Origin of the sequence: Luteibacter sp. UNCMF366Tsu5.1, assembly GCF_900119235.1 — a bacterium.
Taxonomy (GTDB): Bacteria; Pseudomonadota; Gammaproteobacteria; order Xanthomonadales; family Rhodanobacteraceae; genus Luteibacter; species Luteibacter flocculans.
Window position 1 is genome coordinate 266129 of the sequence record NZ_FPIS01000002.1, and the last position, 14585, is coordinate 280713.

General features: G+C 64.5%; 6 protein-coding genes. 3 read left to right on the top strand and 3 right to left on the bottom strand.

The features are described 5' to 3' along the window. Positions 1-25 precede the first annotated feature (25 nt). The 3 genes from BT115_RS10435 to BT115_RS10445 all read left to right on the top strand — a co-directional run bounded on the left by BT115_RS10435 (position 26) and on the right by BT115_RS10445 (position 11263). Positions 26-2635, top strand: a complete 2610-nt coding sequence (locus BT115_RS10435; RefSeq protein ID WP_072322551.1) for a dermonecrotic toxin domain-containing protein — start codon at positions 26-28, stop codon at positions 2633-2635. Between the two features lie 62 nt (positions 2636-2697). Continuing rightward, positions 2698-5319: a dermonecrotic toxin domain-containing protein gene (locus BT115_RS10440; RefSeq protein WP_072322552.1), complete on the top strand. Its 2622-nt coding sequence runs from the start codon at positions 2698-2700 to the stop codon at positions 5317-5319. 223 nt (positions 5320-5542) lie between these two features. After that, a complete protein-coding gene (locus tag BT115_RS10445; RefSeq protein ID WP_072322553.1) occupies positions 5543-11263 on the top strand; it encodes an autotransporter domain-containing protein in 5721 nt (1906 codons plus the stop codon). A 39-nt stretch (positions 11264-11302) separates the two neighbouring features. On the opposite strand, the gene BT115_RS10450 is transcribed toward BT115_RS10445, so the two are convergent. The 3 genes from BT115_RS10450 to BT115_RS10460 form a co-directional block, all read right to left on the bottom strand. Then, the gene (locus BT115_RS10450) at positions 11303-12121 is read right to left on the bottom strand and encodes a restriction endonuclease (protein WP_072322554.1); all 819 of its coding nucleotides are present in this window, start codon (positions 12119-12121) and stop codon (positions 11303-11305) included. A 318-nt stretch (positions 12122-12439) separates the two neighbouring features. Beyond that, positions 12440-12901, bottom strand: a complete 462-nt coding sequence (locus BT115_RS10455; RefSeq protein ID WP_143144531.1) for a hypothetical protein — start codon at positions 12899-12901, stop codon at positions 12440-12442. A gap of 185 nt (positions 12902-13086) precedes the next feature. After that, on the bottom strand, positions 13087-14421 hold the full coding sequence (locus BT115_RS10460) for a lysozyme inhibitor LprI family protein (protein WP_072322555.1): 1335 nt from the start codon (positions 14419-14421) through the stop codon (positions 13087-13089). Positions 14422-14585: the final 164 nt, after the last annotated feature.

Here is a 14585-nt window from a genome sequence, read left to right on the forward strand (position 1 = left end):
GGCTTCAACGACAAGGAACGTATTCATGAGCCATCCGCTCCCTTTCGCTCGGCTCGCTGCTGCGCTGGCACTGGCCTTGGTTGGCGCGATCTCGTTTTCGGTGGGTGCCGTGCCGGCCATCGACGAGGCGGGCGACGTGACGACGAACAAGGTGGCGCGGGTCGACCAGACGCCGGTAGCGGTGCGTGCCTTCACGCCACTCTTTGCTAAGGAAGACGACGCACGCGCTTATTGGACGATGGTCAACGAGGCGCATCAAGCGCCCATTCCCGACCCACGCCTGGTGGCTAAAGCGTTCATCAAGGCACACCTGAACGTCGACGGCGACGATTACGTGGTCGCTCATTTCGCCTCAGCGAAGACGCGCAAGGAGGGCAAGCCGGATCAGATCGTCACACTGACCGATGCGCTGATGGAGGCGTTTCCCGAGCATTCGCGACACACGTTCTTCGCGGGAGTCGCGGATGTGGTGGGTCGCCTGTACCAGGGAGGAGCCAGCCCGTCGCAGTTCACTTTTATCGATCAGATGGTGCACAGCCAAAGCGCGATGGATTACGTCTCCCGTATCGGCATGTTCCTGTGGAGCCGTACGGGGTTCGGTTACGTGCAGAACACCTTCTTCGCCAAAGGAAACGTCTTCGATGTAGCCCTTCAGGACTTCCGCCAGCTCGACAGCGCATTCGGCGTGTTCCGCGCCAACGCGAGCTTTGCCGGCGAGCCGGACTTCCGTCTCTCCCAGGTACTCGACAAGCTTGGGGTAAAGCTCTCGCGCTCCGAACTTCCGTACGTCAAGAAGCTGCTGGATGACTTTGACGCGTACTGGAAGCGCGTCGGTCCTAACTGGGCGACGCTGGCCCGCTATCGCTTTGTCGAAGCGGCCCGACACGGGCGCGCTACGGGCGTGTTGACACAGAAGCAGTTCGAGCGGGTCATGGCGGGCGGCGCGCCGAACGTTCCTCTGCAAGGTCCGGTCACGATGCAGCAGTTGCGCAGCGGGAAGCCTCGGTACGTCCAGGTCCGTCGGTTCGATATCCATGGCTATACGTCGAGCAATCTGCTGCGCTTCGTCAGTCCCGACAACAGCGAAGTGCTTTATATACCTGGGCGCGACCCGGTGTTCGTTGCTTTCTCCGATGAGGCGGAACTTCGGCGCTGGGTGGTAAAGCAGGCGAAGGATCCCGCAGCATTCGATGACCTTCTGTCTCGCTTTTCACTTTATGACCAGCAGGACGGTGTGTTCTGGTCGGGCGTGCGCACGAGCCTGCAAAAGATTGCCAACGGCCAGTGGCATGCGGACGACAAGCTCATCGATAACCGCAATGCGTCGATTGCCGGTGACGTGTTCGAGGACATGCGTGACCGAATCGAAAACAGGCTGCGCAAGGACGCGAAGATGAGCGTCAGTACCTCGTGGGAAGCTTGGCGAACCACGCTGAAGCGTGGTGAGATTCTGCTCGCGCCGCTGGATTTTGTCCCGTATTTGGGGGAGTTCGTCATCTCGTCCACCCTCCTGCTCGATTTGGGTCTGAGCGCTGATAGCGCAACTCATGGCCGAACCTTTGCGGAGAGGAAAGCAGGATCGCAAGGGATCATGACCTTTGTTACGACCGCTGCGCTGGGTGGTGCTATCCGTAACTCGACTGCCCGACCGGAGGCCGGACCGAGTTCTCAGACGGATGACCTCATTGCGGCTCAGGATGTAAAGCCGTTCGGGCTGGCGCCTTTGCGGCAAGTCAACGGTCGTATCGGGTATCCACTGAGTCCGGTGGGATCGCCGCGCTTGCCGGCGGGGGAGGCCGAGGTGCCTCGAGCCGACGTACCGCCGCCGAATGACGGTGCGGGCGCTGCGCCGTCCGAACCGGCGGCACAGGCAGCAGCGCCCCCGCCTGACGAGGGCTATCTCGTGCAGGTCGCGCCCAGGAACTCGCACGAACGGTCGGTCCAGGTGAACGAAGTCCTGAGACGAAGCATCGAGGCCCGGCGCACCCGCCTGGACGACTTCCGGACGGGATCTCTGAGGGTCAACGAGCGGAGATACCGGGTATCGACGGATCACTCGATCGTGTATCGGTACGACATCCGCACGCCCGAACAACTGCTCAGCGAAGGCGGGTTCGGTGCGTCCGGCAACGACGATGTATTCGGCACGTTCAACGGCGTGCCGTCCATCCTGAGTACGCCTTCCACGCGTGGCAACGGAACGATGCGGGCCGCCGACAGGGCTTTCAGGCATCGGCTCGTAGACCGCGCCGCACCGATGCAAGCGGGACAGGTGTTCCATAACTACGCGGTCTGGACCGAGGGGCGTGAGGTGGCTTCGCTGTCCGACAATGCCGACGTGATCGCCTACGATCGGCGTTACGCCGAGGTACATTTCCCGCACGACATCGCCGCCCGCGATATCTACATCTTCGGCTCAGGCAATCCGCGCTATGCCTCCGCCATCGCCGATATCTTCGAGTCGCCGCACGTGTCCACGCCGTATGGCGTTCCGTTGGAAGCTCTGGTCGAGTACCTGGCGGGGCGACTCGATATCCATCGACCCAACCGTTTCAGCGAGCAGCGGCCTGCACACCACCTGGATTTGCCGTCGTCGTCGGAAGGGCACACGAACGACGTGCAGCAGCTTCCCTGAGTTCTACCCGCCTCCACGCCGGAATCAAGAACGTCCGGTTGCAAACCACAAGGAACGTATCTATGAGCCATCCGCTCCCCCTCACGCGGCTCGCTGCTGCACTGGCCCTGGCCATCGCTGGCGCGGTCAGCCTCCCCGCGCAGGCTGACGCGTCGATCACGCCCCCTGCCGGTGCGGCAGGCAAAACGACGGCGACCAAGGCGCCGCAGGCGACCTATCCGCATGTGACCGTGCCGACATTCGCGCCCTTGTTCGCGACGGAAGGCGATGCTCGCCTGTACGGGGCGATTTCCGCGCAGGTTTTCAATGCCCCCATTCCCGACCCCCGGCTCGTAGCGAAAGACTTCATCAAGGCGCACCTCGGCATCGACGGCGACGATTACGTGGTCGCTCACTTTGCGTCGGCGACGACGCGGAAGGAGGGCAAGCCGGACCAGATCGTCAGGCTGACGGACGCGCTGATGGAGGCCTTTCCCGAGCATTCCCGGCATACCGCTTTTGCGGGGCTCGCGGATGCGGTCGGTGGACTGAATGGGGGAGGGAAGGCCAGCGCGTCGCTGTATGCCTTTCTCAACCGTATGGTGCATGCACGCAGCGCGATGGACTACTTCTCGCAGGTCGGCACGTTTCTTTGGAGCCGCACCGGGCCCGGGTACCTGTACAACACCTTCGTCGCGAAGGGCAACGTCATCGACACCGTCTACGAGGATTTCCGCCGTCTTGACGATGCGTTCGCCGTGTTTCGTGCCGGCACCACGTTCGCACGCCGTCCCGACTTCCGTCTCTCTCGGATACTCGACGAGTTCAAGGCAAAGAAGGTGTTCGACGAACTTCCGTACGTGAAGAAATTACACGTCGATTTCGACGCGTACTGGAAGCGTGTCGGGCACAACTGGCCCTTGCTGGCCCGCTATCGATTCGTCGAGCAGGCACGTCATGCGCGGGCTTCCGGTGTGCTGACGCAGGAGCAGTACGAGCAGGTCATGGCAGGCGGCGCATCCAACGTCCCTCTGGATGGTCCGATCAAGGTCTGGCAGTTGCGTGCGGGGCGGCCACGCTCGGTCCAGGTCCGCCATTTCGATATCCATGGCTATACGTCCAGCAACCTCCTGCGCTTTGTTTCCCCTGGCAAGGGCGAGGTGCTGTACATCCCCGAAGGAAAGCCGGCGTTCGTGGCCTTCTCTGATGAAGCGGATCTTCGACGCTGGGTCGTGAAGCAGGCGAACGACCCGCGGGCACTCGACGACCTGATGTCTCGCTTTTCGCTCTACGACCAGCAGGACGGTGTGTTCTGGTCGGGCGTAAAAACCAGCCTCGAGAAGATTGCCAGTGGTCGGTGGCATGCGGACAGCAAGATCATCGATACGCGTAACGCGCCGATCGACGGCGATCCCTTCGAGGACATGCGCAAGCGCACCGAACGCCGACTGCGCGACGATGCGAGGATGCGTGTGGCGACGTCATGGGAAGCGTGGCGCACCACGCTGCACCGCACGGTCACCTTGCTGGGTCCGTTGGGATACGCGCCGCCGCTCGCGATTGCCGTTCAGGCGAGCAGCGCCGCGGTCGGCCTGGGCCTGGGCATCGAGCGAGAAATCGATGGCCGAACCTTCGAGGAGAGGCGGGATGGCCTGGCGGAGGGCCTGATCACCTTTGCGACGGCCGTTCCGCTGGGTGCCGCTTTCGATAGTCTGAATACCATTCCTGGGATCGGCTCCCATTCTCGTGTCGGCGAACGGCCTACCGCCCAGGGGCCGGAGCAGTTCGTGCTCGCGCCTCTGGACCGAATCCATGGGCGCATCGGTTATCCGCTGAGCCCACTGAGATCGCCGCGTTTGGCTGGAGGGGACGCGGAAGTGCCGGAAGGTGATGAACTGCCGTCGGATCACGATGAAGACGCGCCCTCTTCCTCACAAGGGGCGGCAGCGCCCGCGATCGATGAGGGCTATATCGCCCAGGTTGTGCCCAGGAGTTCGATGACGCGCGCGTATCACCTCAATGAGCGACTGAGGAACAACATCGAGGGCCAGCGCACGCGCATGGACGAATTCCGGAGAGATTCCCTGCGAGCCAACGCCCAGGGTTACCTGGTCTCCACGGATCACTCCATCGTGTATCGGTACGACATGCGTTCGCCCGAGGAGCTGATCGCGAATGGCGGATTCGGTGCATCCGGCAACAACGATACGTTCGGCACATTCAGCGGTGTGCCGTCGATGCTGGACACGCCTTTCACGCGCGGGCACGGAACGATGCGGGCTGCCGACAGGGCTTACATGCACCGGCTCATGGATCGTGCGTCGCCTATTCAACCGGGGCAGGCGTTCCATAACTACGCGGTCTGGACCGAAGGTCGTGAGGTCGCAACGCTTTCGGACAACGTCAGTCTCGCCGCCTACGACCCCACCTACGCGGAGGTGCATTTCCCGCACGATATTCCACCGCGCGACATCTACATCTTCGGCTCGGGCGATCCCCGCTACGCCACTGCCATCGCAGACATCTTCGCATCGCCTCACGTGTCCACGCCGTACGGCGTTCCGTTGGAGGCCCTGGTCGAGTATCTGGCAGGTCGACTCAATATCGATCTGCCCAATCGATTCAGCGAGCAGCGACCGGCCCATTACCTGGATTTGCCGTCGTCGTCGGAAGGCAGCATGAGCGACGTGCAATCGGCCCCCTGAACTCGCCCTTTCCGTGCCGGGTCTGACGGAGGCCCGGCCTCCACGACAAGGAATGTCGCCCATGGGGCGGAATACCTCCGCGTCGTTGGCCGTGCCTCCCCAGGGCGGCGATGTCGTTGAGGTGCAGCCGCTCCCCTGATCACACGTCACCCCTGGAACGGCGCTAAGATGCGCGCCAATGCGTCGACCCTGGCAGGGAGGCGCCGTCGCCAAGGGGATCCCAATGAATCGTGTTTACCATCTCGTATGGAACGGGGCGCTGCGCGTTGTGCAGGTGGCCTCGGAGCTTTCGTCGTCTCGCGCACAGGTCGCACGCGACGAACGGGGTGGGATGCCACGCCTGCGTGCGTTGTCATTGGCGTTCCTCGCCGCGGGTCTCGGGCTCTCCTCCTCGGTGGTTTCTGCTGCCCAATGCACGCCGCTCGACCTGCGCCCATGCAGTGCCGCAGGCGGTACGCCGAGCGTCGTCCAGACCTACGACCGTCTCGGCCAGGGTGGTTTCGGCAATGGCAACGGTGGCAACGCGATCGCGATACCCCTCGCGCAGATCGCCGGCGGGCTTAGCGTCAACGGGAATGGCGGCGCTGGCGCCAACGGCCAGGATTTTCCGAATGACGGCGCGGGAGGTACGGGGGGCAACTCGGGTACGAACGGGACGCTGACTGGCCAGAACGGCGGCGATGGCGGCTTCGGCGCTCGTGCCGGCGGTGGCGGTGGCGGCGGCGGTGCCGGCGTCTATAGCACCAGCACGAGTATCAGTATTTCGTCCGGCGTGAACATGGCGGGCGGGAACGGTGGCAACGGTGGTGATGGCCAGTCCAACACCGGCTCGGGCCCGGGGGGTGGTGGTGGCGGTGGCACGGGCCTCATCCTGGCGGCCGACGGCACCGTGCTGGTGACGGCGGGCACGTTGAAGGGCGGCGCGGGTGGGCGGGGTGGCACTGGCGGCGGCACCGGCACCACTATCGGTGCGGGTGGCGGTGGCGGTGGCGATGGCCTGCTGGCGTTGGGTAACGGCACCCAGGTAACCAACAGCGGCACCATCACCGGCGGCGTCGGCGGCGCCGAGGGCACGGGTGGCGCGGGGCCGTTCGATGCGGGCCAAAGCGGAGCGGGCGTGACTCTCGCAGGCGCGAACTCGAGGCTTATCAACTCCGGGAGCATCTTCGGTGGTGCCGCGGTCGGGCCTACCGGTGCAGCCGGCGCGGGCGTGATCACGTATGGCGGCGGGACGCTGATACAGAACGGCAGCCTCATTCAGGGCGGCCTCGCCGCGGATGGTGTATCTCGCGCCTCCGCGATCATCTTCAACGGCACACTCAACCAGTTGCTGATGTTGCCGGGAGCCACCCTCAATGGCGCCGTGCAGGTGAACGATGGCGGCGTCGTCACGATCAGCTCCAACATTCCCGCCAACGGCGGTGCCCAGTCCCTTATTGGGGACGTGCGGCTTCAAGGTGCGTCCAACGGTGCGTCCGTCGCGTTCGCCACGGGGCAATTCGACGCGGCCGGCATCAACGTCACCGGATCGATCCAGGGCACGGGCAACGTCACCAGTTCCGGCGGGGCGCCTCTCAGCCTGCACGCCGTCAACGTCGACGGTACGCTGAATCTGCAGAATTCCAATGTGATCGGGCTGGCGGGAAACATCACGACCACCGGTCAGCAGACCTACGGTGCGCCGATTCAACTCAACAGCGCGGTGACGATGCAGTCGCAGGCGGCCATCGACATCGTGGCGCCGGTCATCGGCACGTTCGCACTGTCCATCGTCACGCCGAACGACATCACGCTGGGCGCGGACGTCGGCTTTTCCAACATGCTGACGTCGTTCAGCGCCAACGGCAACCATGTCGTGGCGCAGGACAGTATCCGTGCGGGATCGATCAGCATCACCACGCACGGTGGCCCGATCGAGCAGAGCGGCGCGTTCGTCGGTGCGAGCGCCAACGCGTTCGACGCCGGCACGAACGACATCACCCTGATCAACGCGGGTAACGACTTCGGCAGCGGCGTATCGCTCGTCGGCGGCAACATCGCCGTGAACAGCGCTACCGATCTCACGGTCAGCAATGTGAGTTATGCGGCTAACGGCAACGTCTCACTGTCGTCAGGCGGAAGGGTGGTCCTGCCCTTCGATGTCATTACCAGCGGGGCAGTGTCGTTGACGTCGCGCGGCGGTACATTTGCAACGGGCGGACAGGTCAGCGGAAGCACGGTTGCCTTGCAAGGCGATACGGGTATCACCTTGAACCACGACGTGACGTCGACCGGTACGCTGAATATCGATAGTGCGCATGGTTCACTGAACCAGATTGCCGGCGCGGTCACCGCCGCCACCTTCACCGCGAATGTCGCGGGTAACATCACGCTGACCTCGGCGGGCAATGCCATCGGGGCCATCGGCAACGTCACCGCCGCCGACTTCACGCTCGCCAATACGCTCGCGACGACGGTGACCGGCAACGTCAACGTCAGCAGCGCGGACCTGATCTCGCCGCAGGGCACCGTCATCACGGGTACCCTGCGGACCGACGTGGTGACCCGGATCGGTACGGGCACGTCGCTTGCCGTCGGAAACGGCGGCACCAGCGGCACGTTGACCAGCGACGTCATCAACAATGGCACCCTGGTTTTCAACCGTTCCGACGTCGCGAGCTTCACCGAAGCGCTCGCCGGCAGTGGTCATTTCATAAAGGCGGGCACGGGTACGCTGCTGTTCGATGGTGACGCGGCACCGTATACGGGCGACACCACTGTGCAGTCCGGTCAGCTCATCGTGGGAAGCGTCGCGGGTAGCCCCGCGCAGTTGAACGGCAACGTGTCGGTCGACAGCGGTGCCGGTCTTGGCGGTCACGGCCTCATCGTTGGCGATGTTTCGCTGGCGGGTGGCGCATCGCTTTCGCCGGGTCATTCGATCGGCACGCTCACCGTGGACGGCGACCTCGCGATGGCCGACGGCAGCACTTACGACGCCGAACTGGGCGCATCGGGTGCGGGCGACAAGGTCGTCGTGACCGGTGCGTTGTCGTTGGGCGACGTGACGCTCAACGTGAGCGATGCGGGTGGCATGGGCCCGGGTGTGTACACGCTGTTCTCGTATGGCACCACGCTCACCACGACCAACGGCGGCCTGCATGTCGGCAGCGCGCCGTCGGGGCGCTTGGTGCAGTTGCAGTATCTGACCGGTGCCAGGCAGATCAACCTCATCGACTACACGGGCGCCACGCTAAATTTCTGGAACGCCAACGGTCTTGCCACCACGACGCAGATGGGCGGCGGCAGCGGTACGTGGTCGGCTACGTCCAACACCTGGACCGACGCGCAAGCCAGCATCACCGCGCCCATGACGCCGCAGCCGGGCTTCGCGGTCTTCGGGGGCGCGCCGGGTACCGTTACTGCGGACGCGTCGGCCGGCGCACTGGCGGTCACGGGCATGCAGTTCCTGAGCGACGGCTATCGCGTGACGGGCGACTCCCTGAACCTCGTTGAGTCAGGTGGTCCGGTCATACTCCGCGTGGGCGACGGTACGTCGGTAGGCCGAGCTTATGTAGCTGCCATCGATTCGGTGCTCTCGGGCACGCAGGGGTTCACGAAGCAGGATGCCGGGACGCTGGTGCTCAACGGTGCAAATACGTTCTCTGGCGGGCTTACCATCAACGGCGGCACCGTGTCCGTTCGCAACGATGCCAATCTTGGCGATGCCGCAAATGTCGTGACTATGATCGGTGGCGAACTGCGGATTACCGGTACGTCGTACACATCGACCGATCGTACCCTGTCGCTCCTCCCGGGTGGCGGCATCGGCATCGACGACGCAGCCAACGTCTTCACATGGGGCGGCGCGATCACGGGTCCCGGTTCGTGGCAGAAGACGGGCGCAGGTACGCTCGTGCTCGAGCATGCGAACAGTTACGGCGGCATTACCTGGCTCAGCGACGGCACATTGCGTCTGGGCGATAGCGGAGCCATCGGCACCGGCAACCTCGTGATGAGCGGCGGCACGCTTGCCTTCGGGGCGGATGGCCTGTCGCTTGCGAATGCCGTTCGGCTTGTGGGCGAAGGCAGCATCGACGTTCAGGCAGGCAACACCGCGACCTTGTCGGGCCGTATCGACGACAGCGCGATACCTGGAACGATTGGTGCACCCGTCGCTGGGTCCTTCACGAAGACGGGCGCCGGCACGCTCGTGCTAACCGGCACCGTTGCCAATACGGGCCTCACGACCATTGCCGATGGCACGCTGCACGTCGGCGACGGCGGCACGCGCGGCACCTTGCCGCTGAACATCGCCAACCACGGATCGCTGGTGCTCGACCGCTCGGACGATGTCGATTACGCAGGCACGATGTCCGGCGACGGCGCGTTTCACAAATTGGGCAGCCATGCGTTGCGCCTGACCGGCGACAGCAGCGCCTTTGCCGGCACATCGAGCATCGCCGGCACGTTGCAACTGGACGGCGCGCTGGGCGGCAGCCTCGCGTTCGCTAACGGCGCGGTGCTGACAGGTACAGGCAAGGCCGGTAGCGCCTCCTTCGCGGCGGGTAGCGAGCTTTCGCCTGCCGGTCGCGGTACGGTCGGTAGCCTGTCGTTCACTGGCGACCTGACGCTGGCGGCAGGAATGCGTTACACCGTCGACGTCACCGACGCCGGCACTTCGGACAGCGTGACCGTCGGTGGCAGGGCATCGTTGCAGGGCGGTTCGGTAGTGAGCCTCGGCAGCGGTGCGCAATGGCAAGCCAACACCACGTATCGCATCCTCACCGCGGTGGGCGGCGTGGGCGGTACATTCTCGAATGTCTCGTCGGATCTGGCGTTCCTCACGCCGTCGCTTGTCTACACTTCCAACGCTGTCGACCTCACGCTCGCTCGCAACGACCGCACGTTCCCTGACGTCGCCGTCACGCGCAATCAGCGCGCGACCGCCGCGGCGGCGGAATCGCTGGGCAGCGGCCCCGTCTACGATGCGATCCTGAGGATGGACAGCGCCACCGCTGTGCGTGCGTTCGACAACCTCTCCGGCGAGATCCGCGCCAATCTGCGTGGCGCACTGGTCGACGACGACCGCTACCAGCGCGACGCGATCAATCAGCATCTGCTCGTGCAACAGGCAGACGGCGCCGACGACGCCAGTGGCGCATGGGCGTCCGTGTGGGGTCATTGGGGCAACCACGACGGCGATGGCAATGCCGCACGCCTGAGCGCCAACGGCAGCGGTTTGCTGGTCGGCGCGGACGCGGGCATCGGCAGCGATACGCGCCTTGGCGTAGCGCTCGGCAGCGGTCATGTCTCGGCATCCGCTCGCGGCGATTCCGCCAGTGGCGACACACGCACCGCCGCGCTCTACGGTAGTGGGCACTACGGTAACGTGTTGCTTCAGGCGGGCGCGTTGTACAGCTACCGCGACATCGATACGCATCGCACGGTAGACGTCGACACCCTCGGCGGCCGCGTGGCGGGCAGCCAGCACGCGCGGTCGGCGCAGGTGTTCGTCGAAGGCGCCTACGAGCTCCGTTTTGATCGTGCGTCCCTCGCGCCGTTCGTCAACGTCGCTCGCCAGCAGTTGCGCACCGATCATCTGCACGAGCAGCCGGGTCCTGCCGCGCTGGACGTGATGGGGGAGACGTCCGCGCAGACGTTCGGCACGCTCGGCCTGCGCGGCAACTGGACGCTTTCCGACGAAGGCGGCATTGCGGCGTTCGGCAGCGTGGGTTGGCAGCATGCCTGGGGCGACACGGACACGCTCAGCCGCCAGCGCTTCGTGGCGGGTGGCGATACGTTCCATGTGGCGGGCACCCCGATCGCCGAGAACGCAGGCGTCGCGACGATGGGTCTACGTTTCAAACCTGCGCCGTCGGTCACGATCGATGCGTCGTACATGGGGCAGTTCGCCAGCCATGCAAAGGACCAGTCCGCACGATTGAGCGTGAACTGGGCGTTCTGAGCACGAAAGAGACGGTGGACCTCCACCGTCTCTTTGCCGTCAGGGCAGCGACGGCGTGGTCTTTTCCAGAATGCGCATCGACGCTGCGTTTTGCCTCTCCCACTCGGCGATGTCCGTCTTGCTCGTCGGCGTGTCGTGCACGATGGCAGGGTGGCCTTGGATCGTGCTCGTGGGTTTGTGCGCGGTGAACCCGGGATAGGTCGGCGGCATCCTGCTCGCCTGGGCCAGACGCGTGGCAGCCTGGGTCATCGAGGCACGCGTTGCCTCGAGCTGCGCACGCTGGATTTCGTTGAGGTAGTACTGATAGAGCACGGTAAGCGTCACCGCCATCGTAATCAGCGCAGCCGCCGCTGCGACCAGCGGCGAGTGGGAACGGCGGCGAACGCTCGGCCGGTAACGCGCGTGTGTCCAGTGGGGCATGCCGTCCATCGTTGCGTGTGGCATCTCGGGTTCCGCCACCGGGCCCAGCATGGCGCGGACGGCGCGTCCGTCGATCAGCCGGATATGGCGAAACTTGAATCCCGACTCGATGGCCTTGGGCGTGAATTCGCCTGACGTAATGATGATGGCGCCCGTAGCGCCTGCGGTGTGCATCACGCCGATGAGCTGATGGACGTCGTTGTGCGGTACCTGCCAGCAGTTCCAGTGCTTGCACTGCACGACGATCACCTCCTGCTCGCGCCGGAGCAAAAGGTCGATGCCACCGTCCGTGCGGTTGAATCCGCCGCCGGTACCGACGTGCTCCACGGCGTACCCGAGCCTGCGGTAATGCTCGGCCATCAGGCGCTCGAACGCGTCCCACGAGACACGGCTCAGCGCATCGTCATAACGATGGGTGACCGGCTTGAAGCCGCTCATGGGTGTGCCATCGGGTGTGTTTCCCCTTTGCCCCCGGCGACCGCCCCCTGCGGCCCGGTTGGACCGCGCATATATTGCACAACTCGGGTGACATTTCTGTAGGCGAAAGACTACGCGAAATCGGCGCTTGATAGTCAAAGTTCTAAATCGACGATCAACCGGTAATCATCGACAACGCCCATCCGGGCGAGTAGCATTGCCGTAACGCTATAGCTGGTGTCCCCTGGGACAGCGTTACCTGCCACGCGAGTGGTCCCGCCCGGTGCGGAGGCAACAGGGTCCAGACTACGAAGCCCCGCACTGCGGGGCTTCGCTTTTTTAGCGCTTGGGTCGGGTTGGGGTCGTGCCTCGCAACGCGTGACCCAAGAGTACGTTGAAGCGGATCTTCCCCCGGCATGGGTCCGGCTTCTTAGGGTCAAGGCAGTACGCGCTCTGGATTACCAGGAGCACGGCATTGTCGCCACGTCCTTGTCCTGCCCACTTTTTGATGTTGAAGAACACGCCGTAGCGCAGCCTCTCGCCATTGGCGTCGGTGAGATCCAGGCATACGAAGTTCTCGTTCTTTGCGAACGCGCATTGCCGTTGCTGCAGCTCGCGAGCGATGGTCCTCAGTCGCTTGGAATGTTCATACCGCTCAAAGTCGAACGTCCGTTCCTCACGGTCATCGGCGTACCGATTGCTCGGATCGTCGCCCTTTTCGACTTTCTTGGTAAAGCAGTGCATGCCGAAACCAACATGCACGGCTACGACGGTCTCCGGCCGTCCGTCCTTGGCGGGCATCACCACTTCGTACCGAAACGGATGTAAATGGTACAGGGGATGCTGCTTACCGTCCTTGTCTGTGTGCGGTCGCCATCGCATGAGGCCCGCACTCCAATTCACAGCCATGTGTCCATCTGTCCATAAGTCGATGGACGTATTCTCTCACGCCAGCTTCTTGCTTCTTTCAGGGTGTATTACGAAGCTCAGTGCGAGACCGGCGGAGGGGGCGGCACGATCGACGAGAGCAGCAGGGCGCCACGCTGTACCGTGACATACGCCGATGCCACCGCTTCGAGCTTGCCGGCTTTCAGTCGCCAGGCCGAGACCAGCCAGTCGTCGTTGACGCGCCAACCGATGTGGCCATGGCCTATGAAGCCCAGCAGCGTCTCGCCCTGGACATCGATGGGGAAGAACGTGGCGTCCTCGCCGTACATGTTCATCTGCCCTGAGGCGAGGTTGCTGCCGAAGGGCGGCAGTTCCGGATAGGTGGGCATGTTGCCGGGCGGTGCGAGACCCGAAGAGGACCGTGCGGCGGCGAGCAGGGCGGCATAGCCGGCTTTCGCGGCTCCCTTGAGCTGGCGGTCGAGCGCACCGGGGACCGGGCTCCGGTCGTAGCGCGTCGCGGCGGCCAATGCGGCTGTGGCGAAGGCAGCGCAGGGCGACTGGGCGGGCGCGCAGGCGCTGCCGGTCACCGCCAGGGTGTGATCGAAGCGCAGGCTCAGTACCGCGTCGGGCCCAAACCGTTTCCCTTCCCAGCGGCTGACGCCGAGGTTCGTCTCGTCCACCGACGGATGGCTGAGGACAGTGGCGATCACGTCGTCGCCGACCCGGGCCATGCCATGGAGCGACATGCAGTCGCTGTCCCATGCGCGGGGCGGATCGACGGCGATGGCGCTATTGCCCTCAAGTCGGAAGGGGGCCTCCGTCCAGCAATTCGCCGTCCCGCCGATAGAGTAGATCGAACTGACGGGCATCCCCGGCAGCTTGCGGTAGCCGGAGGACGCGTCGAGCTCTTCCAGCGCCTTGCGCAGTGGCGCGTCGGGGGTGAACGGAAAATCCTTTGCGTCGTCGATCCGCACCTCGGTTGCCACCGCGACCGGCAGCCCGGCCTTGTCCAGGTCGGCCAGGATGTCGCGCGATCCGGCAGGCAGGCGCGGCAGCGCCTCACGCACCCGGTCCAGCGGCGGTGGCGCCTTGGCGTCCAAGCCGCGAAGAAAGTCGATTCGGCCCTGATAGTCGGCCACGTCGGCGACCAGGGGCTTGCCCGGATGGTCGCGCAAGGCGCCGGAGATGGCCGCGTCCCGATCCGCCAGCCAGTGGCGCTGGTCGAGCGTCAGCGCGTCGCGCTTGTCCGGATGATTCGACACGGCGGCCCGGAAGGCTTCGCCCAATTGCCCGTCGAGGGCGGACACCGTGGGCGAGGCGCAGATGGCCTTTTCGATGGCCGTGGAGGCCTTGGTGCAGTCGAATCCAGCTGCCTGGGCCAGGAAGGGCGCCAGCCACAGCGTGGCGGCAAGCGTCAGTCGAATCGTCTTCAATTCTCTTCTCCATGAGTGCCGGCGCCCGGCGTGGGCGACATGGTAGAGGGTGCTCGGCACCCGGAGGCTGGTACACCGTGACCTGGGCCCAGCGTCGTTCAGGCACCACGTCGGAGGGACGCTCTCACCTCTTGCCGATAACGCGCTTACCTTTCACGGCAAAT

Bases quoted from the DNA above. Each gene is read 5' to 3' on its own strand.
- BT115_RS10435 (WP_072322551.1), top strand. From the start codon at position 26: ATGAGCCATCCGCTCCCTTTCGCTCGGCTCGCTGCTGCGCTGGCACTG.
- BT115_RS10440 (WP_072322552.1), top strand. From the start codon at position 2,698: ATGAGCCATCCGCTCCCCCTCACGCGGCTCGCTGCTGCACTGGCCCTG.
- BT115_RS10445 (WP_072322553.1), top strand. From the start codon at position 5,543: ATGAATCGTGTTTACCATCTCGTATGGAACGGGGCGCTGCGCGTTGTG.
- BT115_RS10450 (WP_072322554.1), bottom strand. From the start codon at position 12,121: ATGAGCGGCTTCAAGCCGGTCACCCATCGTTATGACGATGCGCTGAGC.
- BT115_RS10455 (WP_143144531.1), bottom strand. From the start codon at position 12,901: ATGCCCGCCAAGGACGGACGGCCGGAGACCGTCGTAGCCGTGCATGTT.